Below are 24,709 nucleotides of genomic sequence, written 5' to 3' on the forward strand. Positions count from 1 at the left end.
CGTCCAGGCAAGTTTGGGCTGATGCTGGTCGCGACCAAGTCATCGGGACCAGGAGCCGTTGGCCACATTGCCGCGGCAACCAGATGTCTTTGGCTGTGCCTGTCGTGCCTGATGATCACAACCGGTTCGTACGCTGCGGACTTGCTCTGGGGCGTGAACGGACATCCGTTCAACGCTTATCCCGGCATATCTATCGAACGGCAGCTCGACTATATCCGCGACCTCGGGATGAAGTCCTACCGCGTCAACATTTCCAACGCCGATAGCGCCGGCAGACTTGCCGAACTGATCAAGGCCGGGAAGGTGCGAGGGATAGAGATCCTGCCGGTGATCACACCCGAACTGGATCTCGACCACACCACAGCGGATGAACTTTACGCACAAGCCTATCGTCTTGCATCGACACTCGTCTCTCGCTTCAAGGACGACATTCGCGTCTGGGAACTCGGCAACGAGATGGAAAACTATGCCATCCTGTTGCCTTGCGAGATAAAGGATGACGGAGCGCAGTACAGCTGCTCCTGGGGACCCGCCAGTGGCTTGGAAACATCAGACTATTTCAGCCCGCGCTGGGTGAAGGTGAGCGCGGTGCTGCGCGGTCTTTCAGACGCCACGATCGCGGTCGATCCGACCATAAGGAAAGCGATGGGGACGGCAGGCTGGGGTCATCGCGCGGCGTTCACCCGCATGCGGCAAGACGGCATAAGGTGGGATATTTCGGTCTGGCACCTCTATGAGGGTGATCCCGAGGAGGCATTCAAGTTCCTGGCGGCGTTTGGCAAACCGATCTGGTTGACTGAGTTCAACTATAGCGGAGGCAGCCAACGAGGAGAAAGCCAGCAGGCCGAAGGTCTGCTCGAAACGATGAATCTCCTGCGCAAATATCAGTCTTCCTATGACTTGCAGGCTGCCCACATTTACGAACTTCTCGATGAGACCTATTGGGCGCCAAGCTATGAGGCTTTTATGGGTCTCGTCCGGCTGGAAAAACGTGGCGGCGGGCTATGGACACCTAGTGGAGAAAAACCGGCATACGAGGCCGTAAAGAAGCTTATTGCGGACGGCAATTTGGATTTCGTTTCACCAACAGTAACAGCAACGAGCCCAGCGCTTGTGGACCAAGCATCGGTTCCGTCACCTGAAATTGTCAGGGCAATTCACCCCTGTTCCCTCGATGCTATTGATAAGTCCTCCTTCAACCAGGCAAATCGGGTTGCGTACGCATACTGCTTGCTCCTGCATCGCATGCCGTCGCCGGTCGAACAGTGGAATCAGATCGTTGCCCTGAAAACGGATCCGTCCATCTCGTCGACACTCCTGCTGATATTGAATTCGGCCGAATTCAAAACAGGAAACCTGCCGGCCGGGCTTGGGAACGTGAAATATATAACCGTTCTCTACCGAGTGCTCCTTGGGCGTGAGCCAGACAATAATGGGCTCGATTCCTATGTTGGTAGACTTAGCATCAACAAGGTAACGCGCCAAGACATTATAGCTGAATTCATAAATTCCTATGAATTTCACTCCAAGCATCCATGTTTGTTCTCCAATCAGCAGGAAATACAGTGAGTTTATTTAGTAGGCAGATCGCCAGTAGCGCTTTCTGGGCGGCTGCGGAAACCTGGGGCCGGCAAGCCGCCATGTTTGCCGTATTCGTGGTGCTGGCGCGCCATCTTAGCCCCGAGGCATTCGGGCTTGCCGCCCTCTCGATGGTGGTGCCGAATATTTTCGCCGCTCCGGTAACGCGGGGACTGCCCGACGCCATTATTCAGCGGGCTGAAATCGAACCCATTCATCTGGATTCAGCGTTCTGGCTGCTTGTCTCGACAGGGGCGGTGATCAGTACCGTCATATGGCTGTCCGCTGGGATGATTGCAGCTGCGTTCGACCAGCCGCAACTGCAGGCACTCGTCAAATGGACCAGCGCTGTCGTTGTGGTTCAGGCATTTAACGTCGTCCCTGCGGCTGTCTTGAAACGGGAGCTGAGCTTCCGCCTTTTTGCGGTGCGCACGCTAACAGGCTCCGTGGTAGGCGGCACGCTGGGGGTGGGAATGGCCCTCGCCGGTTTTGGCGTGTGGAGCCTCGTGTGGATGCAGCTCACAAAGGCCATTGTCGAGACAAGCGTCATTCTCATTGGCAGCGCATGGAAGCCGCGCTTTAGATTTTCCTATACCCGCATCCGGGAGCTTTTTGGATTTGCCGGCCCACTGGTCCTGCAAACTCTCTGGAACCTGGGTAACGATGAACTCCCCAAGATCGTGCTTGGTGCGTTCCTCGGTCCAAGCGCCGTCGGCATATATGCTCTTGCGCGCCGACCTCTCGATCTTCTGGTGGAATTCCTGCTCTGGCCAATCATGGCCATCACGATGCCAACCATCTCCCGCATCCAGGCTGAACCAGAAAAGATAAACAGCTTTTTCAACACGACGATCCGCGTCGCCGGCCTCATCGGTTTCCCGGCCTTTTTCGGGTTCGCGGCAGTGGCGCCAGTCGCCGTCCCATTCATCTTCGGCCAACACTGGTCGGTCGGCGTCGTGGCTGTCCAGATATTGATGATACTGGGAGTCCAAAGAACGGTTGACGGAATCTGCGCCTATACGATCCTCGCACTCGGCCGCTCCGGCCTTCTGCTCAAGCTGAACATGATCTATACGGTTCTGGCCCTTGTCTTCATAGCGGGCGGAGTGCAAGTCAGCTTCGCTTGGGCCATCGCCGGCCTCGTGGCCAGCAACGTGCTGCTTCTGCCAGTCTTCCTTGTCCAGATTCGCCAAATTGCCCACATCGATGTCCTCAGGCCGCTGGTGATTTTCCCTCGTCTTGCCCTCGCTTCGATGCTGATGTTTGCGGTCGTCAGTCTGTGGCTAAGGGGCGCCCCTGCCAGCGCCGCGCCAGGCTTCGTACTGATCGGCGGTATCTTTGTCGGCGCGATCGTCTATGCCGCGGCCTCCTTCGTGCTTGTGCGGCCTGACCTGCTCAATGCACGCAATTTCGTGCTCGCACTGAGGACCCGATGAAGGTCGTCATCCTGAGCCAGCCCTTTGACACAGTCACACCGCCAACCCAGAACTCGATTGGCATTTGGACATATGAGGTTGCCAGGCGGCTGGGTGGCGATTGTCAAACGACGGTTCTGGCGCGGCGTTTGCGAGGTATGCCGGCCCACCTGGAGATCGACTGCGTACGTTTCGAACTGCTGAAATGCGCACCGGCACGTTTATGGGGCATAGCCTCCCGTTTCTGGAGACATGTCAGGCCGCGATCGCCGTTGGTAGCGCAAAGTATCTATGCACTAGACTATCTCGCTCAGGCCCTTTGGGCGATACGTCGGATCTCGCCTGATATAATCCACGTGCAGAATTTCCCTCAGTATGTGCCTGCGATCCGACGGGCGGCGCCGAAAGCAGCAATCATGCTGCACATGCATTGTGACTGGCTGGCCGAACTTGACCGCGAAGCGATGAAGCGCGGGCTGGCCGCCACCGATCTTGTTGTAGGGTGCTCTGGACATGTCGTGGCCGGCGCGCGCAATCGCTTTGCCGACTTGGACACAGCCTTCGCGGTTCTGCCGAATGGAGCACCCGAAAGCCACAACGTCTCGGCCGCAGCGCGAATTCCTGGGCGGGTCTTGTTTGTTGGCAGAGTGTCTCCCGAAAAGGGCCTCCACACGCTGATGGAAGCCTGGCAGATCGTGAGTGCTGAGCTTCCTGCGGCGCGGCTAGAGATCGTTGGCCCGTCGGCCACTCTTCCTCGCGAATTTCTGATTGACTTGAGTTCGGATTATGACGTTCGCGACCTCGCCCGCTTTTATGAGGGCGGTCGCGAATGCCTCGGTTCCTACGAAGCGGCATTGCGCGCCATGATACCCGCGGAAATCGCTTTCACCGTCAGCTTTCTTGGCACCCTGCCCTACGGATTATTGACTGAGCGATACGCCCAGGCATCGCTCCTCGTAAATCCTTCCCTGAGCGAATCCTTCGGAATGAGCCTGATCGAGGCGCTGTCGGCAGGCACTCCTGTTCTTGCAACGCGCGTCGGCGGCATGACGGAGATTGTGGAAGGGGTCGGGGGTGGCGTTCTTGTGGAAAAAAATGACCCGCAGGCGCTGGCAGCTCAGATGATCGACCTTCTAGCCAATCCCGAGCGAGCGGCAAAAATGGGATCTCAAGCAGCCGTCAGGATCCCCGACTGCTATGGGTGGGACAAAATCGCTGAATCGACCCTCGCCCAGTATGCGACGGCGCTCTCTCTTCGCCGTGCGCGTCTTTGAGGGCAAGCAGCTGCCGTATCAGCGCCGGGCCTTGAACGATCTGAAGACCGAACCCGTGTCGTCGCCCCATTCCCAGTTGACAGCAAGTCCGACCTGCATGATTTGAAGTGCCGGATCATTCGGATAGATATCGGTCAGGCTGCGCTGCATGACAGGTTCGTCATCAATGAAGATTTCAAACCGATTGCCGTCGAATGCTACGCGCATGCAAAACGGCTTCCCCCAGATGACCTTGTCCGCCACGTTGGTCCAGACGGCATCGTAGAGTTCTTCAAAGCCGAACCGTTTGATAAACACTGAAATCGAAGCGCCCGGGTAGACGTCGTCGAGCCAGGTCGTGACGCAAACGTAGTTGTCGCGATCTTGCCAGAAGACCAATCCGGCCCGGCTGCGTTGATCCTGTCCTCGACGCTCCCCAGGGGGCAGAATCGAAACCTCCAGATCGCTGAAGCCCGGCAGATCCCATGGCAGCGAATAGAACGTACGACCCGGGTTCGGTCGTTCCACGCTTGCACGCACACTGGCGCTGCCACGCCCGTCGAGGCTGATGACCCCACCTCCCAGCGTTCTGGTCCATTGTCCGTTGCCGAATTCCGTCGTGCGTTGTTCCAGCTCACCTGCAATGCCAGCAAAATTGTCGGCGTAGGACAGGCATGTGCCGAGCAGTTGGGGATGCTCCCGCAAAGGCGCCATTGATGGAACAGGAACCTCGCTCGGATGGGCCTCGAAGCTGTGCCATCGGATCTCGCTGTCAGCGTTTTTCCACGTTCCGGCTCCGGTAGCAGTCTCCACAGCGACGACACCGGCATGCGCTTCGAAAATACGAATCCCGTCCAGAAAACAGGTGACCTGGCCACCCCAGTCGAGAATCTGGACCGAATGCGTAACGCCCTCTCGCAGCCCGTGCTCTGTATTCGACGCGATTACGATCTCTTCGCCGGAGCGCTTGGTGACCAAACTGCATCCGAGCGCCGAGAGTTTCAGCAGCCAGTAGTTTCCTATGTCGCCGAACCGCCACACGAGCCCCCCAGCGCCCGAGGCCTTGTCAATCTGCAACAATGCGTGGATCAGCCCAGAGCGGCGGCCGGGATCGACGATGGAGATATTGTCGGATCCATCCCGCCAACTACGCCAAGGCCCACCGATAGCGGCAGACCGTCTTGGCAAGCCTTCGTCAAATGCATCGGCAGCGTGGGCGGATCCAAACGTCGTAGCGAACTGCGGTATTGTTCCGATGCGGACCGCCTCGACGCGAGTGTCGACCCTAAACCCGATCTGGCCAAGTGCGGCTTGATGGACACCCGCAAAAAGCTTTTCGTCCTTGTTGAACGGGTCGATCGCGATCGGACGCATCATCGGGAATGCCGCGACGCCGAACGAGGTCTGGTCAGCTGCCGCATAGTAGACGGCGCCCTGTTCCCGCAATGCCACGACGTAGTACGTATGAATGTTCTTCAGGCGTCGAAACGCGCTGAGACAACGCTTGCCGACACGAGCCCACAGTTCCCCGTTTTCACCTTCCGCGGCGTGAACGACAAAGCAGCAGCCGTCTTCGAGCGGATCTATCGGGGCCTCGCTGGAGAACCAACCAACGGCCAGATTCTCGTTGATGTTCGGTCCCCGGTAGGTCCTTGACGTGCTGAGCGCCCACCACAAAAAGCGGCGGACGGTGAGGCTCTTTCGCGGAGAGCGCATCAAGGCAAGCAATCGGCTGGGCCATGGGTCGATCCCAGGCCCCCGCAGCCAACGATAGAAGCGCCTGGCGATGTCGTCGGGTAGTGGCGACCCCTGCGAGGTGTTGTGTCCGTTGGTCAAGGAGACCATGAGCACCAGGCCGGCCTCGCGCTGAAAGGGGCCGTAGGCGATACCTTGCCGACCCCAGCCCGGTCTCACGAGTGGTTGAAAACGCAGGGCACCGTGATCGATCGCGATCTGGCGCTCGACATCGCAGCCGTGCCTGATGCCTCCCTTCGTCGCCGGCGTCCCTATCACGGTGCCGCGTGCCTGATCATCGCCAAAGTCATCGACGACTATCGTCCTTGGCAACGCACCGTCGACTTCGACCCTTTCATCCGGCTCCAACCGGTCGTGCCAATCCAAGAAAATGTCCTCACATCGTCACGGGCTGTGCAAGCAGATGCAAGACCTGCCAGCCGTCGTTGGCATAAGCCACGGGCAAGGGCGATACGGTGTACCCGACTGAAGCCAGGAACCGGGCGATCTCGCGCATCTTCTGATCGGCCCCCTCCTTTGTGGCATCATCGATCTCGCAGATTATTTTTGGGCGATGCGCGTTCAAAGTCGCCACCATCCCAAGAAATACATCCATTTCCGCGCCTTCGACATCGACCTTGATGAGGCTCGGCGGCCTCAATCCGTGTTCGGCGATGGACGCGTCGAGGGTGGTCATCCTGACATCGAGCCGCCCATTCATATCCGGAGGCATGGAAACCGTGGCAAGGGTGGCACCTCCGAGATGGCGAGCCAGCAACAACTCGACCTGCCCGCTGAGCGCACCAACCGCTTCGGCAAAAACACGAAGCCCGCTCATTCCGTTGGCGTCACGGCTTCGCTCGATAGCGGCAGCGTTTCGCGGGACTGGCTCATAGGCATAGACCTGACCGGCGGCGCCGACCTGGCGCGCAGCGATCAGTGAGAAGAAACCTATGTTGGCGCCTATATCATAGAAAACATCGCCAGGGCTCAAGCGCGATACAATCGCCTTCTGCACGGGAAGCTCGTAAATTCCCTTGGCAAAATCGGGATCGGCACCACGCGAAAATATCTTCAGGCCGGCGGCTTCTCCCTCGGCAATTGTCGGCATGCCGGACAAGACATCATGCAGCTTCGTCGCTAGGCTCATCGATCTTCCTCACGAGCTGGGCTCCCAAGGAGCACACCTCGAACATGGCAGAACGAGATGCCGCTTTCGAGTCATACATCAGTTGCTCAGCTCACATCCTTCTGGGGGTACCTCAGGTGACCATCCGATCGAATGAGACAAGCCGACGTCACGCGTTAACCTCATAGCGCGTGAACATCTCATGGTTGCCCAGCAACCGCACGAGGAAGTCGCCGCCACCAATATCCCCCAGCACAGGCCAGTTATCGAGCCCCGCCGGCCGCTCGACCTGGGATCGGTGTGCCGTAAGGGCATGGCGTTTTACATCGATCATGTCGCCGACATCGGCAACGCAGTTGAACATCCTGATGCCACGCAGGCCTGCAAGGGTCCGCAGTGTTTGACGCAGCGCGGCGCGACGGAGCCCAGGTACGTGCCCGTGCAGGCTAACCCAGGGCCACTGATGCCAATACCAGACGGGATACTCGAAAACGGTGACATGCCGGCCGTAAATCCGCAGCGCCTCCCTGGCACCAAGATTGGCGGCAATGTGATCGGAAGGCGGCTCTTTCGCATGAGTGACGAAAACGCTCTGAGGCTGCCAGGTGACAAACAGCGGTGCGAGCGCATTCGCGATCGCTCCAACATGGGTCCTCGCCTCGCCGTCCGGAACGCGCAGGAATGTCACGCGATCGGCTGAGCCGCCCAACCGGCGAACGGCCTCGACGGCCTCGCCTTCCCGGATCGTCCTTAGTGTCTCCGGGTCAACACGATCCGAATGGGACGCCGAACCATCTGTAACGAACACAAATCTCACGTCGGCCCCGCAGCTGAGTTTCTTGCTCGCGACACCTCCGCATCCCAACGTCTCATCATCGGGGTGCGGTGCAATAATGACCGCCGATGACCGCCAGTCCGCTACCTCGAATGGGTGACCCCCCTTAATCATCGCTCTGTCGAGTATAGCACCAATCGTATGCCTGAAGTCACGCATCCATGCCTTCCCATCATCCCTTCTTCGGTCTGGTTCAACCCGACAACTGCATGCTAGCAAAACCGCAGGGTAAGGGGTGTGAAAATAATGAAGGTGGGAATTCTAGCTGGCGGATTAGGTACGCGCTTGGCGGAAGAGACCGAAATCAAGCCAAAGCCAATGGTCGAGATCGGGGCCAAGCCGATTCTATGGCATATAATGATGCACTATTACGCCTACGGCCACCGCGAATTTGCGATCGCCTTGGGATACAAGGGCGAATACATCAAGCGCTGGTTCAGTGACTATGTTGCATTCGACGGCAGTCTAACGGTCAATGCCGGATCGGGCAGCGTCAAGCGCCACTCAAATTCCCTGCCAGACTGGTCCGTCGATCTGGTCGAAACAGGACTGAATACGCTCACGGGAGGTCGCATAAAGCGGCTTATCGAATGGATGGGCGGTGAAACGGTGATGCTCACCTGGGGTGACGGCGTTTCCGATGTAAATCTCGACGAGCTGATCGCCTTCCATAAATCGCACGGTAAGCTCGCGACCATGACGGCGGTGCGACCGCCAGCTCGCTACGGGCACATCGAATTCGATGGCAACCGCGTCGTCGACTTCACGGAAAAGCCGCAGGCCTCAGAGGGCTGGATCAATGGCGCCTTCTTCGTGCTCGAACCGGGGATCACGGACTACATCGACGGCGACGACGTCATGTTCGAGCATGCTCCCATGCAGAGGCTCGCCACCGACGGGCAGTTGATGGCCTATCGCCACGAATCCTTTTGGCAATGCATGGACACGGTGCGCGAAAAGCACCTGCTTCAGAAACTGTGGGACGGCGGCGACGCCCCCTGGAAGACATGGGATTGATCAATGAACGTTCTGGTTACCGGTCACCTTGGCTACATCGGCTCTGTCCTGACGCCGATGCTGCTCGAGCGCGGTCACGCCGTTACAGGCCTTGACAGCGACATCTTCCGAGCGTGCACCTTTGTCGGCGCACTGGCCAACACGCCAACGATCGAGAAAGACATTCGCGACATCGAGCCCGGCGATATCGCTGGGTTCGACGCCATCATCCATCTCGCCGGCCTTTCAAACGATCCGTTGGGCGACTACCGGCCGCATCTCACCGAGGAAATCAACTGCAACGCCTCGGTAAGGCTCGCCCAGATCGCCAAGGCGGCCGGGGTCAAGCGCTTCCTCTACGCGTCATCGTGCAGCAACTATGGAGCGGCTGGCGACAGCTTTCTGGCCGAAGATGCCTCGTTCAACCCCGTTACGCCCTATGGCGTGTCGAAGGCGAATGTGGAGCGCGCCGTCTCCCCTATGGCGGATGAAACGTTCAGTCCGACATTCCTGCGAGCTTCCACCGCCTATGGCCTCTCGCCTCGCATCCGCTTCGACCTTGTGGTCAACAACCTGACCGCATGGGCCTATACGACCGGCCTCGTCTACCTCAAAAGCGATGGATCGCCATGGCGCCCAATCGTCCATGTCGAGGACATTGCACTCGCCTACATCGCCGTGCTCGAAGCCGACCGGGACCTTGTCCACAACGAGGCATTCAATGTCGGCTTGACGACGGAAAATTACCAGATCCGTGAGATCGCCGCCCTGGTGCAGGCGATCGTTCCCGGCAGCCGTGTGGAGTTCGCGCCAGACGCCGGGCCGGACAAGCGATGCTATCGGGTCGACTGTTCCTATATCGGACGGCGGCTGCACGGATTCAAACCGCAATGGACCGCGCGGCGCGGTATCGAGCAACTCCACGACACCTTCCAGGCAGCGAGCCTGACGCTTGAAGACTTCGAGGGCGAGCGCTTCAAACGCATCGCCCATGTACAGAAGTTGATCCGAGATGGCGAGTTGGATGGCGACCTGCGGCGCAGGCCACTACTGGCGATGGCGGTTTGACGTAATTTGTAGCTGGGGACGATGACCATGATGATCGCTGGTACAGCATCTGTGACCGAGCAGACCTGCAGATCTTGTGGTGGGCCTCACATTGATACGTTCTTGAAGCTCGGCAGGACGCCTCTTGCGGATCGGCTTACAACCGACGCCAACAGTGGCGAGGCAGAGCCCGTTTTCCCGCTCAATGTCGCCTTCTGCCAAGACTGCAGTCTGGTGCAAATCACTGAAACGGTGAACCCCAGGATACTGTTTGCCGACGCCTATCCCTACTACTCGTCGTTCTCGCAAGCGCTGTTGGAGCACTCGCGGGAAAACGTTCTCGATCTGATCGAGCGGCGCGGACTGACCGCCCACAGTTTTGTAATCGAACTGGCGAGCAATGACGGCTATCTCCTGAAGAACTACGTCGAGGCGGGTATTCAGGTATTGGGCATCGACCCGGCCGACGGACCCGTCGCCGCGGCAAACAAGATCGGAGTTCCGACAGATCTTGCTTTCTTCACGCTTGAGCTTGCAGAAACGCTACGCGAGAAAGGCAGACAGGCCGATGTCGTTCACGCAAACAATGTCCTTGCCCATGTCGCCGACACCAATGGTTTTGTCGCCGGCGTCGCCCGGCTTCTCAAGGACGATGGCGTTGCGGTAATAGAGGCGCCGTATGTCGAGCCGATGATCGATCATTGTGAATTCGATACGATCTACCACGAGCATCTGTGCTACTTCTCAGTGACGGCATTGGACAAGCTGTTTCGCAGGCACGGGCTCTATCTCAACGAGATAAAGCCCCTGTCGATCCATGGGGGCTCACTTCGCCTTTATGTCGAGAAGCTGGAGCGTGTCGGAGCAAGCGTAAAGGATCAGCTGGCGCATGAGAAATCACGCGGACTGGACGCTATTGAATACTACCGCGACTTTTCCGCGAAAGTCGACCAGCTGAAGGTGGACCTTCGCAGTTTGCTGCACGATTTGAAGGCCGATGGCGCCACGATCGCGGCCTATGGGGCCGCGGCCAAGGGCGCCACCTTGATCAACACCGCCGGGATCGGGCGCGATGTTCTCGATTTCGTTGTTGACCGCAACACCCACAAGCAGGGCAAATACATGCCAGGCCAGAGAATCCCAATCCGCCGGCCTGAAGCCTTGCTGGATGCCCAGCCGGACTATGTTCTCGTCCTCGCCTGGAATTTTATCGACGAGATCGTAGCACAGCAGTCGGAATATCGCGCTCGAGGTGGCAAGTTCGTCGTTCCGGTGCCGACTCCACGGATCATATGATGACGGTGATCCAACGCGCGGTCAGTGACGAATTACGCAGGGCCATCCCGGGCGCCACGCATCTTCGTGGGGATTGTCCCGTCTGCGCAGGACAGCATTTGCTGCATTCCGTCTCCTTCGAAGCATTGCCGGTTTCGTGCAACTCGCTGCACCCAGACGCCAAGTCGGCGGTCGCTGCACCGACCGGCCACTTCGCCCTCGCCTTCTGCCGGAGCTGCGAACATTTCTTCAACGCGGCATTTGAAGACGATCGCGTCGGATACACCCCAGACTACGAGAATTCTCTGCACTTCTCGCCGCGTTTCGTAAAGTTCGTTGAAGATCTCGCACACCGCCTGTCCAGCGCTTACGCGCTCGAGGGAAAACTGGCCATCGACGTTGGTTGCGGCAAAGGAGATTTCCTCAAGCGCCTTTGTTCGACCAGCGGCGCCAGCGGCATTGGCTTTGATAGGAGTTACGAAGATAATCGGGGCGCAAAAGTCGCCGGCGTCGAGTTCATCAATGACTGGTTCGGTGATGCCTATCCGCAGGTAAAACCCGACTTCGTCTCCTGCCGTCACGTTCTTGAGCATATAGCCAACCCAATTGCCTTCCTGGAAGGCCTTCGCTTTCATCCTGGGGTTGGATCCAAGTCGGTGTTCTACATCGAAGTTCCCAATGCCCTTTATACATTGCGCGACATGGGCATCTGGGATCTGATCTATGAGCACGTATCCTATTTCACGCCGCATTCTCTGCGGGTAGCGATGCAGACGGCCGGTTTCGAGGTGCTGGATGAAGGCTCGTCGTACGGCGATCAATACCTCTTCATCGAGGCAAGACCACCCGCATCGCCGACGACTGTCAGTCTCTCGACGTCCGGGACGGTCGACGGGCTGGTCCGCAGGTTTGATCGAACCTACCGCGACAAGGTGGCGTGGTGGCGTCACTACCTTTCAAAGCAGGATGCGGCGCAGACCGTTGTGTGGGGTGCGGGATCGAAAGGCATCACTTTCGTCAACGTCGTTCCCGAGGGCGGGCGGATAGCAGCGCTGGTCGACGTCAACCCCCACAAGCAAGGCCGCTTTGCCCCGGGCACCGGAACCCCCGTGGTTGAGCCCGAGAGCCTGCGTGGCAGGCCTTTGCAATCGATCATCGTGATGAACCCCCTTTATCGGGACGAAGTCGCGCAGGCCGCCCGCCAGCTCGGCCTTGCCCCGGAGATCATCGTGGCATGATCGAACGAGACGCCCCCTCCCGCTGAACGCCCGGCTTCTCGATACCAGCGATGTCGATCCGCTGCAGGTTGATCGGCCTCGACCAGCAGTGTCGCGTGTAGTCGGTCGCCAGGCGCAAGAACTGGGTCCATTTGAGTGGCGTTTTGAACAGCGATCGCAGAAGCTTCAGGGAATTGAGGCCGATCAGAAAGCGAGAGCGAACAAGTTGTCCCCGCCGGTTGACGGCCGCGTAGGTTACGAACCCACGAAACTCAGCGCCAAACCTCTTTAACACCGCATCGACTTGGACATCGTAACGTTCGTTCGCACCAAAGCCTTGTAGCGTTTTTGTCGTACCGACGGGTCGAGTATGGCGCACGACGACATCGTCAACTATGGCGTACCGCAGCCAGGGTGTGTCAGTCAGGCGGGTCCAGAGCAAGTCTATACCTGTCTCGTAGCCCAGTCCGAACAATCCAAGCGCGGACTGGAGGCAACGTGCGCTAAACACCGGGCACATCATTTCGACCGTGTTGGTGTATCGCAAGACATATCGCTTTCCGCTGGCGAGGGTCGATGCGTATGAGAAATAACTGTCTGATGACAAAGCCGGTTGAAATAGATCGAGGTTGTACTTTCTACCGATTTCGAACAGCCGATTGATATCGTCCATGGTGGTGTCGATGTCATCGTCGATCAGCGCGATAAGATCGTAGTTTTCCAAAATCTCTGGATAGCATTGGAATAGCGCATGATATCCGGCAATCTTGCGGCCGGGGAGGAAGACGCTCAGATCGGTCGGTCCATGAGAAACGCCAGCCTCATAGGCGGCGACCAGAAGATCAAAGCCGGCGTTCCCCGACCCGTTCGCCCATCCGGGATGCAAAGATCTGCGTCCCGCCCGGACGATCACCAGATTCCTTACGCCCGACCCCTTGGGCAATTGTCGCGGGATTGGGAAGGCCGATGCACCCGGTGCCAGCCTGCGGCGGTTCATTCAAAGCTCCGAGCGGATCGTCGCCAAAAAATTGCTCATTCAGCCAGAAGATCGATTGGAGACGGTTTGGATGCGTTTTAGCGCGACAAGGCCGGCACCACGCAGTTTCGTGCGCAAAGTGGGAGAGACAACACCCACAGCCTCGAGGCACAGGCGCGCGATAAGCAGCGGATTCAGGACCCATGCAAACAAATGAAAAAGTGTCCGTCCCAACGGCACGATCCCACGGTGTCGATAGACAATGGCAACGAGATGCCTCAGCCGTGTCGATAGTTCAAAGGCATTTGCCTTGGAGCCATTGGGGTTTTGCCAAGCCAGTCGATCGGAGCTCGGCAGTCGCACCGAGCGCATCGGATGGTCACGGCTATACAGAACCGCCTCAGGAGCGCCCACAAACGTCCCCAGCAGAGCCATCTCGGCCAGAAGCGCGCAGTCCGACCCATAGTAGGGCTCGTGCAATGTTGTTTTGACCAGGGCGTCCCGCCGCCAAACTCCAAACATGGCTGCATCCCATCCGTGCGCCGCAACCATCAGCCGGAAGCGGGATGCCGGCGGCGCTCTTTCCATGTCGGGCAGCACGCGCTCGACGTACCCCGTCAGCTGTCCGGCCTCGTCGATACCCATTAGGCGGGGGTAGGCAATCACGTGCGCTGCGTTGTCGTCGAGTGCACGAACGCATGCCGTGATAAAGCCTGCATTCACGATGTCATCGTGCGCGCACCATTTGAAGTATTTGCCGATACTCAGTTTGAAAGCCTGGTTGAAATTGCCGGCGGCGCCCAGATTGCGCTCGTTTCGAAAATAGCGGATGCGTCCGTCTCGCCGCGCGAATTCCTGACAGATATCCGCGGTCCTGTCCGTGGAGGCATTGTCGGTTATGACAAGCTCGAAATCGCCGAAGTCCTGATCGAGGATCGAACGGATCGCCTCGGCGACGAAATTCTGGCCGTTATAGACGGGCAGACCTAGGGACACCTGTGGAGGCATGGATTCTTCCATTTTTAGGTCGCTCTGAGCGAGGTCGGCGATCAGACCGAGACGACTTCCGGCCGCAAGCCCAACGCGTCCAGGGACTGCACCACTTCGTTGCGATAAATCGGGTTCATGACGATGACGAGGTCGGGTGGATTATCAACAAGGTCAGTGGGAGCGATCACCGGATGACCGCTACCGGGTGTAAATTTGCCTTGCTTGTAGGGATTGATGTCGACAGCGGCTGACACCTCGTCGCCTATCTTCAGTGTCGTCAGGAATGACACGGCCTTGGACCCGCCGCCCCACAGCACCACTCGCCGGCCGGCGGCATGGGCAGACCGGATGCGCTCCAGCCACCGATGTTGCGAGGCCCTTACGCGGATGGGAAACGTTTCGGCCAGTTGGTGCATTTCCTCCAGGTCGCGTTCTAGCGGCAGCCTTGGCATGGATCGTCCTTTTGACGGCCTGGCGTACTGGACGATGTACTGCTTGTCGTAGACGAGTTCCAAATCGGTGACGTCGAAACCTTCCTGTCGGAATAGCCGCGCGTGCGCACCGGCACTGAAATAGGAACAATGCTCGTAGTAGATATCCCAAAAGGCACTTTCGGCCAGCACGCGTTTTGCGTCGGGCGTTTCGAAGAATATCCAATCCTCGGTCCGCTTGCCAACCATCTCGCGGATCAACCGTACGAATGCGGCAACCGAGCTTATGTGCTCGAGCGTGTGTCGGCAAAGGATCGTGTCGGCCTCGAGATGTCTATACTGCGGACCGAAGAAATCGACGATGAATTCGATGTCGTTGTAGTCTTCGTTCCGTCCCTTGTCGGCACGATACCCTGGATCGATACCGAGGCCCGTTGCATTGCCCGACAGGCAGAATTCTCGCAGGAATTCTCCCTTGCCGCAGCCTATCTCCAGTACCCTCTTCCCGGCTATCTCACATTTGCGGGCGATCTCATGCGCGAGTTCTTTCGCGAAGTTGTTGAATGTACTCGAAAAATGTTGCGACTCCTCGAAATTGGTCGAGTAAATCATAACGCCTTCATCAAAGGCTTTGTTGAATATGAAGCCACACGCTTCACAGAATGCGAGATCGAGTTCGCGACGGGGAAAGGCTTGAGCTTCCTCAGCCGTGTTCAGGAGGACGCAGCTATGGACCGGGACGGATGCGACGCGATAAATTGATCGGCTAACCGCCGCGGAGCAACACGGACACGCCGTAACTCGAAGCGCCTGGCCGTTCCTGACAGCATGCGGGTCAAATGAGTTCATGGCAAAGCTGGCTCAGCAAGAGTATCGGAAATGCCGCGGGCCGCGCTTTCGGCTCCGAGATATTCGTTGTGTCCCATTTCGCGGGCGGACTGGACGGACTGAGCAAGGCCAAGGGCGTCACATATCGCCAGATCAAACCGTTCCTCGGAGAACCGGGCTGCATTCATGCGGCATGCATTTGGGGCAATAGACGTCTTGTTGGCCTCAAACAGATCAATTGCGGCCGAAATGGAGGCAAGGGTCTGGTTGGCGAAAAGCACGCCGGTAGGGTGGTTGCTCTCGCCAAGCGGCCGAACGATGTCGCGAGCCCCGCCGCGGCCGAACGCGATTAACGGAGTACCGCACGCTTGCGCCTCGGCAAGCGCAATCCCGAAATCTTCGCATCCGGCGAAAACCATGGCGCGAGCTCGCGCGATCTTCTCGATATAGTCGTGCCGCGGCAGGTACCCGGTAAAGACAATGTTAGGACCGGCGATCGACCTGAGGTGCCTCGATTGTACATCGTCGCCTACAACAACCAGCCGGCGTGATGGCGTTTTGCTGAATGCCTCGATGATGAGGTCCGTGCGCTTGTATGGAGCGTGAAACGCAGCCGTCACATAGTAGTCGTCCTTGTCAGCGGCAAATTCGAGCTCATGGATGGCCACGGGCGGGTGGACCACCCTTGCGTCGCGACCGTAGATCCGCTGAATTCGCGACCGGACGTAGGTCGAATTTGCCAGCATCAGATCCGGACCATGAGCGGTGCGCGCGTCCCATATCCTCAGATTGTGAAGCAGATATCGAAACGCCAAGCCCTTCGGCCCGAATCCTAGCCCACCCTGCTGCAGGTAGGAGAATTGCTCGTCCCAGGCATATCGCACCGGACTGTGGACATAGCAAAGATGCGGCTGATCCGGTCTGGTCAGGACCCCTCTGGAAAAGGCGGCAGATGAGGAAATGACGGCATCGTACCCAGTTACATCAAATTGCTCGACCATGAACGGGCAGAGAAAGAAGAGTGACCGGTAATACTTCTTCACGAACGGAAGTCGGTTTAATGGAGATACATGAAACACAACGTCTTTGAAGTATTCATCTTTCACGTCTTTCGGAAGAAAATCGAACAGCGTAAAGACCTCGGCTCGTGGGAATATCTTGCAAATACGAGCAAGGACGCGTTCCCCGCCTCGAAAATTGGGACACCAGTCATGTACGACAGCGATGCGAGCGTTGCGGTCGATAGCGGGCAGTTGCGCCGTGGAACGGGAGCTATTGGCACCAAGACGTTGCGAGTCAGACGATTTGGTCCGCCGCTCATGACGCATGTGCTTGCTCCCGACCCCTTGCTATCACTCGACAGTGTGTTGCCCGTCCGATCCGCACAAGCTGGCTATCAGGCTGAGCCGAGGCCCAGACAGGGCATGGATGTAGTCCAACGGAGTAAGCCTGCTACTTCGATCTGCCTAAGGGGGCATCAGCGCTAGCCTTATGCACAGGCTGCATCGCTGGGTTCGGGGCATTAGGATGCGGTATGTGGCCTAGAGCCTGTATCTGGTCTTGTTTGCCAAAGGGAAGAGCTGATCGTCGATGAAAGTGGTCGTGGTCATTGCAACGTTCGGACGTCCTGAACACGTGACCCGGCTTCTCGCACAGCTTGAGAAGCAGTCCAGGCTGCCGGACGCCGTCATCATCTCCGCGCCGGATGCCGGGCACATTCCAACCAGTATGACCTCAACGTTTCCCGTCTCGACACTGTTCGGCAAGACCGGTTTGCCCGCTCAACGAAACATCGCTCTCGAAGCGGCGCTTGACCGTTTCGACATTGTCACCTTTTTCGATGACGACTTCATTCCTGAAGACACCTATCTCGCCGGCGTGTCGATGGCCTTCGAGAAACAGCCGGACTGGGCTGTCATAACGGGCAACGTACTTAGGGATGGAGCAAGCTCGGCGGGCCTGACCTGGGATGAGGGCATACAGGTACTTGGTGAGGCCGGCCCCACCGCCGAAACGCGCGGCGTGGACAAGCTGTGCGGCTACGGCTGCAACATGTCCATCAGGACAGCTTTCATAGGCAATCTGCGCTTTGACGAGCGCCTTGTCCTATACGGGTGGCAGGAAGACGTCGATTTCACCAGCCAACTGAGGGTCAAAGGGCGGGTTGTTGGCTTGAACTCGATCCGGGGGGTCCACCTCGGCGTCAAGAGCGGTCGCGTCAGTGGTGTTCGTTTCGGTTATTCTCAGGTAGCCAACCCGATATACCTCATCCGCAAAGGCACGGTTCCCTTGACCTTCGCATTGCGGCTGGTGGGCAAGAATCTTCTCGCCAATCTCGCACGCAGCCTCTGGCCGGAGTCTTATGTCGATCGCAGGGGACGCCTGCGCGGCAATCTTCTGGCCATATCACATGTCGCGAGAGGCCGAGTAGAGCCAGAATATATTCTAGAGATCTAGTGCAGAGGGTAGTGATGCTGGAAGCGCCAACGGGATCGATTGACGATGGTTTGACCAATCGCGTGGGGTGTCCACGTAACCTGCTCAATCGATGGATGACCACGCATTTTCTTCGTGTGGTGTTGTTAGCGGGACTTTCCGTCAGCGCAATTGCTGGCTCCTCATCCGCCAATCCCAAGGGGTATGTTCTCGGGCCTCAAGACAAGCTTCGCGTGAAGGTCTACGAATGGCGGGCGTCTCGGGATTCCATATTTGCATGGGATGCGCTCAATGACGTTTATACGGTCGGCCCAGATGGGTCCGTTTCCCTCCCATTGATCGGAGAAATCAAGGCCGCCGGCTTCACGACCCAGGAGGTCGCCGTCTTCGTCGGCGAGAGCCTGATGCGAAACATTGGTTTGGCAAGGCCGCCGGCCGCAGCAGTGGAGATCGTCCAGTTTCGGCCGATCTACGTGGTGGGCAAGGTCTCGCAATCGGGAGAGTTCGCATATCGGCCGGGGCTGACGGTCTTGAAGGCATTGGGTCTTGCAGGCGGACTGCGAACCCGGGAAGACAAGGACGCAAGGTTCGAGCGCGAGGCGATCCAGGCTCGTGGGGATCTTAGCCTGATCAGGTTGAACGAGGTCAACCTCCTCGTGCGTAAAGCGCGGCTGGAGGCGGAACTGTCTCATGCCAGCGAAATAGCTCTCCCGCCGGAAGTGACATCCCACATTCAAGACAGCGCGATCGCGATGATCGTCAAGCAGGAGCGCCAGGTCTTCCAGGCTCGAAGCGAAGGGTTGGATACCCAGATCAAGGCACTTCAAAACCTGCGAGAGTTCCTTGAGAGAGAACTGACCTCACTGGAGGAGCAACTGGTTTTCCTGGATAAGCAGATCGAGTCCATTCAAAAGGAACTGAAAAGCGTCTCATCGCTTGTGGAGAAAGGTCTCGCGGTTGCGCCTCGGGAGTTCTCCCTGGAACGGACGCTCGCGCAGGCCCAAAGTGAAAGACTTACGGCTGAGATCAGCTTGCTGCGGGGCCGCCAGGAAATCAGCAAGACGGACATATCGATTCTCGAACTCCAGGATGGGAGGAAAAACGAGGTCACGATCGACCTACGTCAAACACAGGCCGAGCTCGATGCCCTCGTGAGCAAGACAGATACAACCCAGCAGCTTTTGTACGATTCCGAAGTCTCTGCACCAAGTCTTGAGGCCCGTCGAGCAGATTCAGAAACGGCCGCGCCAACCTACACTATTTTCAGGCCTTCCGCGGACGGTACGACAGAGCGGATACCAGCGAGCGAAACGAGCGCTGTGGAGCCTGGGGATACCATAAAGGTCGATTTGCCGATGGTCTCTGATGAGCCGGGTGCGCTAGGCGCAATATCGAACGGACGCAAGCAGGCGCCCGGAATAGCGCTTCAGGAAGATCCCGCCGCCGATTCCATCGCCATTCCATAGGCCACGACCGGTGCTTTCGCGAGTTGTCACGCGCGCCCGGGAATCGAAGCCAATCGACGCTTGCCGGAACGGACCGGATGATCGAACCGCTCCAAAGCTGCAACCACGGCGCGATTGTCTTTGACGGGCAAGCGTCGGCTCACGAGAACGACAGCAAGCGGAATATAGAACACGATGCCTGGGTCGGGGCTGCCACTTGCCAGCGATCCGGCCACAAGTGAGGAAAATGCGCAGGCGCGGGCACTCGAGGCAATGGCGTCCACCTCCGGATCAATATGGCTGCTGCCCTTCAGGCCCCGCATGAGCATCGCCAGCAGAACCATCATGATGACCGTACCGAACAATCCCAATTGAGAAAGAAGTGCTATCGGCCAACTTGACGCTCGAGAGCTCCCCAGGCCGACTCCCAACCCCCCTGTGTCGAAGAAGGACTGCAGGCTCTTGTAGTTCCAGTAACTGCGCTCCTGGCCGGAAGTCGACGTGACCTTGTTGATGATGGTGGTGTCGACAAGCTGCACCACCGGATCGAGGAAGTGAGGATAAAACAAGATGACGCCCATACCCAGGAGCAGCAGCGGCATCAGAAGCGTCACGAGCAAAGCTTCCCCAGATCTTAGCCGACCTGAAGCCAGGGACCTTACGATGGATATGACGACCGGCAGGCTGACGATTGTAAGGCCGACATAGGCGGTCGACGATGTCGAGAGCAACAGGAGGCAGAACAATACGGCTCCCAGGCCCAGCGCAAACTTGGATCCGGTCTTGGTCCAGTAGGTGTAGCTGAACGCAAGGCCCGACAGGGATACGCCGCCGAAGGCCGAAGCTTCTGAAAATGCCCCCGCAATGCGAAAGAATCCTGCTTCTGTAACATCTGTCAACATGGAGTAGTTGGCGGTACGGATGGGGGCGAGGATATCGCCGGCGCCTGCAATTTTCCCCAACAGATCTAGCATGCCCATCGACACGTGCAAGATGAACCACAAGAAGTAACCGCGTTTGATGTCCGTTAACGTGCCTTCACGCTGAACCAGCACGCAGACCGCCAGAAACGTAAGTCCAGCAAGCACGAAGTATCCGGTCTGCGAAATGTTGGCCGACACCGGCGTCAGCGCCGCTTCGTAGACGCCCCTGCCGGTTCGAGAAGCAACAAAGGCACTGGTCTGCCCCTCAAACAGCCTCGGGAACAGCAGCGCACCCAAAGTCACGTAGATCATGAGCGCGCACACGATCCATGTTGCACCGATATGGCTGAAGGCTATTCCAATTTGGCGCCATATCCCACGCCGCGCCAACGCTGTCCCGATGAGCAGTATGTTGAAAACCGTGAAGATCAGCGGAGATGAGCCCCCAAGGGAGCCTATAGTGCCAATTGCGGTCGCGCCGAAAGCCAGCGAGGCAATAAGGGCGGTGATCATCGACCAGCGCATGTAGGCCACAACCGCAAGGATCCCACAGCATATCAGTAAGCCTACGACGGAGATTTGCACTCAACGCCTCCAATGACGGGCGTGCGACGCCCAATCGCATGGATAAATCATCCGCTTCACACGGAGGGTCGACTCTGATTTCCTCCGGCCGCTGATCAGATCGACCGTGCCAAGCCGACCTGGGGAGATCGCCGTGTTATTTGCCGTCGTCGGCGTTGCAATCCTTTCCCTGCTAATTGGGCTGACGTTGCGTGCGCCAGCGCTCATTGTGGCTACGCTTGTGGTGATCCTCATGAGCGTCATTGCCGGCAGTGTTCTCCAGCTTTCACTTCGAACCACGATCGGCTCGACATTATGCCTGGTTCTCGTCACGCAGACTTTCTATTTGATCGGCCTCGCCATCGGACTGCTGCGCCACCGCGCCCGATAAGGGTTGCAACGCGTTGGCAGTGTTTCCAGCGGGTGCCACCTAGGAAGTCTGATCAAATCGCAAGATCGCGGGTATTGTCTTTGCAAGGATTGTTAGGTCGCGTGCGAATGACCATGTTTGGATATACTGTGTGTCAATCGATACACGGTAAGAATATTCGGCCAGGTTTCTGCCGCTTATCTGCCAAAGGCCGGTCAGGCCTGGCCGTGCTTTCAGATATTCCAGCGATGCGGCTCCGTAGCGTTCCAGTTCGTCGGCCACCACAGGTCGAGGACCAACGCAGCTCATGTCGCCACGCATAATGTTGAACAGCTGCGGCAACTCATCCAGGCTCGATTTGCGCAGCATATTGCCAAAAAACAGCACACGTGGATCGCACTTCAGCTTCTGGTTGGCCTTCCACTCTTGAGCGGCGTTTGGATCAGAACTCAAATGTCGTTCCAGCACCTCCGCGGCATTAGGCACCATGGTGCGAAACTTGTAGCAATCGAAGACCGTTCCATTGAACCCGATCCGCCGGTGAACGAATAGCACCGGGCCGCCCGTCGTTATTTTTATCACGATGGGGATGAATATCAGAAGGGGGCTGACGAGAACGAGCGCCATTGAGGCGACTAGCAGGTCCAGCAACCGTTTTGCACGACCCCCGATTGGTTGCAGGCGTTGGTTGGGCGAGTTGTCGTTGGCGATTGCCGAGGATATGTCGGTCCCAGGGGGGATGGCGTTGAGAGCTTGGCTCGCGCTGACTTCAGGTGAAGAGACCGCATGTGCGTGCGGCCTGATGCTTGCACTGGCCACCGGCATGGCAAACAATGTTGCCGGTGCGGCTCGCCCCCCAACCGACGTGCCCTGGAGTCCAAGTTGCTGCAGACTGCTTTCAAACACGTCGGGCATTTGTAGCGACAACTTTCCACTGTTACCTTGACATATTCGCAACGGAGCATGCCGGTCAGCAAGCAGCGAAAAGGTGGTAGTCTGCGATTACCCGCTTCACCGAACTACGCCAAAGTTGCTAGGGAACACCCCTCACGTCCCACCCCAAATATGCTCGCCCGTCAGTGTTAACCGGCGATAACGCGCCGGGGAGACTTCCAAATATAGAGCAAGTCTTACCGCCGCCCGCTCGGCTATACCCGGGGGTGTGAGGCGGGCCGATCTCCGGCGCTTCAGTCAGATTGTCTACAGGGCGCGACGAAACGCGACGATGGCTTTCAGTCTGGCGCCGGCGATGCCTGTCATCGGCGTTGCGTGGCGCTAAAGGATTCAAACGGCAGAATGCTCATTGTGGTGTCAGCCAAACCAGATCGATGGCGGTTTTCAACCCTAAGGCCTACGACGCGATTGTCAGCGCGGAGTCTGAGCTGCGAGCTTACGGTGACCGCGCGTCGACGCTGAATGGACCTTAGTCATCACCACGCCCAGTACCGTTGAATTGTTGTTCTTGAGGGTCGCCGTCAGCTCTGCGAGTTGGTCCATGGAGGTTGCCCCCCACTGCGCTACAACAATCACACCATCAAGGGTCGGGCAGATTGAAAGCGCATCGGACCCCGAGGTAAAAGGCGGAAGGTCGACAAGAGTCATTTTATAGAGACCGACTTCCTTCAGAACCTTCTCCAGATTTCTGGTGAGAGTGAGTTTCCCTGCACCAGTATCGGAACCCATCATGCAATAATATCCTGTTTCCTCAACAAACTGTATTTTTCTGACATGATCTTTTGCGTCGACGGATTCCTGCTCGAACACGTCGAAATTGTGAGTGTGAAGCAAATCGCTGGCCAGAGCGGAGTTGTTATCGACATTAATGACCAAAGTCTGTATGCCGGATACCGCATAAAGAGCCGCCAGATTGCTCACGACGGTGGCCTTTCCGTCTCCGGGCGACACCGACGTGATCCCGATCCGCGCCTGATTGGGTGCCCTTGCGACGTTGATCGATAGCTTGGCACTTTTCAAGCTGGCCGTGAAGGCGGATTTAGGGTCCCTGAGCACCTCATCGAGGCGACCAAAACCACCTCGCCTGAAGCGAACGTGCGGCAACTCTCCAATACACGCCAGACCCAGTTCCCGGCCGATTTGCTGCGCCGACCGTACGTTGCGATCAAGGCTTCGTCGAGCAACGGCAAACCCGATGCCGGCGACCAGTCCGGCGAGCCCCCCGAAGGCAAGGATCAGTTTCTTGCGGGGCCAGCTTTCCACCTTCGGGCTGGTCGCAGACGTGATGACCCTGGCATTTGCGATCAGATATGGCTGTTGATCAACCGAATTTGTATATGCCGCAAGCAGACTCTCATACATCTTGCGATAGGTGTCGGCGGTAACTTCCAGCTGCTCCAAGGTGGTCTGACGTTCGCCACCAACCACGCCATCCTGGCCGCCAATGGGCGTTTGGTCTTGATCGATACTATAGTCGTGCTTGGCGCGAAACTCCTGGGCGATCCGGGTCGCCTCGTTCATCTGGTTGCCGACCTCCTGCATCCGCTTCTCCAACCAGGCGATCCCTTCTCCAGCTGCCTGAGATGTCGTTTGCACCTGCTCGCGCACGAATGCATCCGCCGTCGCATTTGCAATGCGTGCCGCCAAAGCCGGCTCCAGGGACTGGAAGGTGATATCGATCGCGTAGGAGACACCGACACGCTGCACCTCCAGACCGTCATCGAACACCTCAACCGCGACGCGCTCGCGCTCCAATTCTGGCTGTGGAACTTCCGGTCGTTTGTCGTCTGACCACGGGAGCATCCGATCAAACAAATTCGCCAACGCGGCGTAGCCACCGTGATCGCGCAGCGACGCGGCGTAAACGAGGCTGGCCCAGGCCCTTCGGATCCTCGCCCCGATACCAGGCCCGTGCATGTCTCTGAAGCTTGGATTGTCCATAAGCCCAAGGTCATCGATTACCATCATCGCGATCTTCTGGGAGCGCAGGACAGCGAGCTGGCTCTCGACCTGGGCGGTGTCGAGAGACAGGTTCACTTCGGCGGGCTGCTGCTGCTGAAGGCCGCGGGGAATCTTCGGCTCGATCAGGATTTGCGTTCGCGCCGAATAGATTGGGTCAGAGGTGACGACATAGAATATTGACAGCAATATACCAGCAGCACAAAACAAAGATATAGAATATATGTACTGTCGGACAAAGTAGAATACATCATGAAGGCTGATAAATTCGTGCGATGTGACAGCCTCTCGCCATGATCTGTCATTCATCGCCGCCAGAGACCGTTGTAACATGCTTAAAATCCACAGTTATGA

Annotated in this window: 20 protein-coding genes; 10 read left to right on the top strand and 10 right to left on the bottom strand. The window is 57.8% G+C overall.

The window, feature by feature from the left end; all coding sequences use genetic code 11:
• Positions 1 to 21 precede the first annotated feature (21 nt).
• From ACZYHG_RS25545 to ACZYHG_RS25555, 3 genes are read left to right on the top strand one after another with little or no spacing between them, the layout of a single operon-like run.
• Positions 22 to 1,569, top strand: a complete 1,548-nt coding sequence (locus ACZYHG_RS25545) for a DUF4214 domain-containing protein (protein WP_464610897.1) — start codon at positions 22 to 24, stop codon at positions 1,567 to 1,569.
• Complete coding sequence (locus ACZYHG_RS25550) at positions 1,536 to 3,014, top strand: lipopolysaccharide biosynthesis protein (RefSeq protein WP_464610898.1); 1,479 nt, start codon at positions 1,536 to 1,538, stop codon at positions 3,012 to 3,014. The genes ACZYHG_RS25545 and ACZYHG_RS25550 overlap by 34 nt, the downstream gene beginning before the upstream one ends.
• Positions 3,011 to 4,267 (top strand): glycosyltransferase family 4 protein, encoded by a 1,257-nt coding sequence (locus ACZYHG_RS25555; RefSeq protein ID WP_464610899.1) that lies wholly within the window; start codon positions 3,011 to 3,013, stop codon positions 4,265 to 4,267. The genes ACZYHG_RS25550 and ACZYHG_RS25555 overlap by 4 nt, the downstream gene beginning before the upstream one ends.
• Before the next feature lie 18 nt (positions 4,268 to 4,285).
• Here the strand turns inward: ACZYHG_RS25555 and ACZYHG_RS25560 are convergent, their stop codons facing one another.
• From ACZYHG_RS25560 to ACZYHG_RS25570, 3 genes are all read right to left on the bottom strand, one after another.
• Positions 4,286 to 6,367, bottom strand: coding sequence for an oxidoreductase (locus tag ACZYHG_RS25560; protein ID WP_464610900.1), 2,082 nt, complete (start codon positions 6,365 to 6,367; stop codon positions 4,286 to 4,288).
• A gap of 10 nt (positions 6,368 to 6,377) precedes the next feature.
• Complete coding sequence (locus ACZYHG_RS25565; RefSeq protein WP_464610901.1) at positions 6,378 to 7,091, bottom strand: FkbM family methyltransferase; 714 nt, start codon at positions 7,089 to 7,091, stop codon at positions 6,378 to 6,380.
• Positions 7,092 to 7,278: 187 nt separating this feature from the next.
• A complete protein-coding gene (locus ACZYHG_RS25570) occupies positions 7,279 to 8,103 on the bottom strand; it encodes a PIG-L deacetylase family protein (protein ID WP_464610902.1) in 825 nt (274 codons plus the stop codon).
• Positions 8,104 to 8,190: 87 nt separating this feature from the next.
• Between ACZYHG_RS25570 and rfbF the strand changes: the two genes are divergently transcribed.
• From rfbF to ACZYHG_RS25590, 4 genes are read left to right on the top strand one after another with little or no spacing between them, the layout of a single operon-like run.
• Positions 8,191 to 8,961: a glucose-1-phosphate cytidylyltransferase gene (rfbF, locus tag ACZYHG_RS25575; RefSeq protein WP_464610903.1), complete on the top strand. Its 771-nt coding sequence runs from the start codon at positions 8,191 to 8,193 to the stop codon at positions 8,959 to 8,961.
• Between the two features lie 3 nt (positions 8,962 to 8,964).
• Positions 8,965 to 10,008, top strand: coding sequence for an NAD-dependent epimerase/dehydratase family protein (locus ACZYHG_RS25580; RefSeq protein WP_464610904.1), 1,044 nt, complete (start codon positions 8,965 to 8,967; stop codon positions 10,006 to 10,008).
• Positions 10,009 to 10,029: 21 nt separating this feature from the next.
• Entirely contained in the window at positions 10,030 to 11,283 is a 1,254-nt protein-coding gene (locus ACZYHG_RS25585) for a class I SAM-dependent methyltransferase (RefSeq protein WP_464610905.1), read from the top strand.
• Positions 11,280 to 12,500, top strand: a complete 1,221-nt coding sequence (locus tag ACZYHG_RS25590) for a class I SAM-dependent methyltransferase (protein ID WP_464610906.1) — start codon at positions 11,280 to 11,282, stop codon at positions 12,498 to 12,500. Before ACZYHG_RS25585 ends, ACZYHG_RS25590 begins: the two co-directional genes overlap by 4 nt.
• Here ACZYHG_RS25590 and ACZYHG_RS25595 read toward each other — a convergent pair.
• From ACZYHG_RS25595 to ACZYHG_RS25610, 4 genes are read right to left on the bottom strand one after another with little or no spacing between them, the layout of a single operon-like run.
• Positions 12,487 to 13,476 (bottom strand): hypothetical protein, encoded by a 990-nt coding sequence (locus ACZYHG_RS25595; protein WP_464610907.1) that lies wholly within the window; start codon positions 13,474 to 13,476, stop codon positions 12,487 to 12,489. The genes ACZYHG_RS25590 and ACZYHG_RS25595 overlap by 14 nt on opposite strands.
• Before the next feature lie 39 nt (positions 13,477 to 13,515).
• Entirely contained in the window at positions 13,516 to 14,475 is a 960-nt protein-coding gene (locus ACZYHG_RS25600; RefSeq protein ID WP_464610908.1) for a glycosyltransferase family 2 protein, read from the bottom strand.
• 29 nt (positions 14,476 to 14,504) lie between these two features.
• Positions 14,505 to 15,725, bottom strand: a complete 1,221-nt coding sequence (locus ACZYHG_RS25605; RefSeq protein ID WP_464610909.1) for a class I SAM-dependent methyltransferase — start codon at positions 15,723 to 15,725, stop codon at positions 14,505 to 14,507.
• Entirely contained in the window at positions 15,722 to 17,032 is a 1,311-nt protein-coding gene (locus tag ACZYHG_RS25610; RefSeq protein ID WP_464610910.1) for a glycosyltransferase, read from the bottom strand. Before ACZYHG_RS25610 ends, ACZYHG_RS25605 begins: the two co-directional genes overlap by 4 nt.
• Positions 17,033 to 17,294: 262 nt before the next feature.
• Here ACZYHG_RS25610 and ACZYHG_RS25615 point away from each other — a divergent pair, with 262 nt between their 5' ends.
• Together ACZYHG_RS25615 and ACZYHG_RS25620 are read left to right on the top strand one after the other, a co-directional pair.
• Positions 17,295 to 18,161, top strand: a complete 867-nt coding sequence (locus tag ACZYHG_RS25615; protein ID WP_464610911.1) for a glycosyltransferase family 2 protein — start codon at positions 17,295 to 17,297, stop codon at positions 18,159 to 18,161.
• 14 nt (positions 18,162 to 18,175) lie between these two features.
• Positions 18,176 to 19,606, top strand: a complete 1,431-nt coding sequence (locus ACZYHG_RS25620; RefSeq protein WP_464610912.1) for a polysaccharide biosynthesis/export family protein — start codon at positions 18,176 to 18,178, stop codon at positions 19,604 to 19,606.
• A 26-nt stretch (positions 19,607 to 19,632) separates the two neighbouring features.
• On the opposite strand, the gene ACZYHG_RS25625 is transcribed toward ACZYHG_RS25620, so the two are convergent.
• The gene (locus ACZYHG_RS25625) at positions 19,633 to 21,033 is read right to left on the bottom strand and encodes a hypothetical protein (protein WP_464614786.1); all 1,401 of its coding nucleotides are present in this window, start codon (positions 21,031 to 21,033) and stop codon (positions 19,633 to 19,635) included.
• 193 nt (positions 21,034 to 21,226) lie between these two features.
• Here ACZYHG_RS25625 and ACZYHG_RS25630 point away from each other — a divergent pair, with 193 nt between their 5' ends.
• Entirely contained in the window at positions 21,227 to 21,463 is a 237-nt protein-coding gene (locus ACZYHG_RS25630) for a hypothetical protein (protein WP_464610913.1), read from the top strand.
• A gap of 39 nt (positions 21,464 to 21,502) precedes the next feature.
• On the opposite strand, the gene ACZYHG_RS25635 is transcribed toward ACZYHG_RS25630, so the two are convergent.
• Together ACZYHG_RS25635 and ACZYHG_RS25640 are read right to left on the bottom strand one after the other, a co-directional pair.
• Complete coding sequence (locus ACZYHG_RS25635) at positions 21,503 to 22,357, bottom strand: sugar transferase (RefSeq protein ID WP_464610914.1); 855 nt, start codon at positions 22,355 to 22,357, stop codon at positions 21,503 to 21,505.
• Between the two features lie 450 nt (positions 22,358 to 22,807).
• Positions 22,808 to 24,688 (bottom strand): GumC family protein, encoded by a 1,881-nt coding sequence (locus tag ACZYHG_RS25640; RefSeq protein WP_464610915.1) that lies wholly within the window; start codon positions 24,686 to 24,688, stop codon positions 22,808 to 22,810.
• Between the last annotated feature and the right edge of the window lie 21 nt (positions 24,689 to 24,709).

It is taken from the genome of Mesorhizobium subarcticum (assembly GCF_055456085.1).

What these genes read in the sequence shown, in the direction of transcription:
- ACZYHG_RS25545 (WP_464610897.1), top strand. Translation starts at nt 22, where the DNA reads ATGCTGGTCGCGACCAAGTCATCGGGACCAGGAGCCGTTGGCCACATT.
- ACZYHG_RS25550 (WP_464610898.1), top strand. Translation starts at nt 1,536, where the DNA reads ATGTTTGTTCTCCAATCAGCAGGAAATACAGTGAGTTTATTTAGTAGG.
- ACZYHG_RS25555 (WP_464610899.1), top strand. Translation starts at nt 3,011, where the DNA reads ATGAAGGTCGTCATCCTGAGCCAGCCCTTTGACACAGTCACACCGCCA.
- ACZYHG_RS25565 (WP_464610901.1), bottom strand. Translation starts at nt 7,091, where the DNA reads ATGCCGACAATTGCCGAGGGAGAAGCCGCCGGCCTGAAGATATTTTCG.
- ACZYHG_RS25570 (WP_464610902.1), bottom strand. Translation starts at nt 8,103, where the DNA reads ATGCGTGACTTCAGGCATACGATTGGTGCTATACTCGACAGAGCGATG.
- rfbF (WP_464610903.1), top strand. Translation starts at nt 8,191, where the DNA reads ATGAAGGTGGGAATTCTAGCTGGCGGATTAGGTACGCGCTTGGCGGAA.
- ACZYHG_RS25580 (WP_464610904.1), top strand. Translation starts at nt 8,965, where the DNA reads ATGAACGTTCTGGTTACCGGTCACCTTGGCTACATCGGCTCTGTCCTG.
- ACZYHG_RS25585 (WP_464610905.1), top strand. Translation starts at nt 10,030, where the DNA reads ATGACCATGATGATCGCTGGTACAGCATCTGTGACCGAGCAGACCTGC.
- ACZYHG_RS25590 (WP_464610906.1), top strand. Translation starts at nt 11,280, where the DNA reads ATGATGACGGTGATCCAACGCGCGGTCAGTGACGAATTACGCAGGGCC.
- ACZYHG_RS25595 (WP_464610907.1), bottom strand. Translation starts at nt 13,476, where the DNA reads ATGAACCGCCGCAGGCTGGCACCGGGTGCATCGGCCTTCCCAATCCCG.
- ACZYHG_RS25600 (WP_464610908.1), bottom strand. Translation starts at nt 14,475, where the DNA reads ATGGAAGAATCCATGCCTCCACAGGTGTCCCTAGGTCTGCCCGTCTAT.
- ACZYHG_RS25605 (WP_464610909.1), bottom strand. Translation starts at nt 15,725, where the DNA reads ATGAACTCATTTGACCCGCATGCTGTCAGGAACGGCCAGGCGCTTCGA.
- ACZYHG_RS25610 (WP_464610910.1), bottom strand. Translation starts at nt 17,032, where the DNA reads ATGCGTCATGAGCGGCGGACCAAATCGTCTGACTCGCAACGTCTTGGT.
- ACZYHG_RS25615 (WP_464610911.1), top strand. Translation starts at nt 17,295, where the DNA reads ATGAAAGTGGTCGTGGTCATTGCAACGTTCGGACGTCCTGAACACGTG.
- ACZYHG_RS25620 (WP_464610912.1), top strand. Translation starts at nt 18,176, where the DNA reads ATGCTGGAAGCGCCAACGGGATCGATTGACGATGGTTTGACCAATCGC.
- ACZYHG_RS25625 (WP_464614786.1), bottom strand. Translation starts at nt 21,033, where the DNA reads ATGCGCTGGTCGATGATCACCGCCCTTATTGCCTCGCTGGCTTTCGGC.
- ACZYHG_RS25635 (WP_464610914.1), bottom strand. Translation starts at nt 22,357, where the DNA reads ATGCCCGACGTGTTTGAAAGCAGTCTGCAGCAACTTGGACTCCAGGGC.
- ACZYHG_RS25640 (WP_464610915.1), bottom strand. Translation starts at nt 24,688, where the DNA reads ATGTTACAACGGTCTCTGGCGGCGATGAATGACAGATCATGGCGAGAG.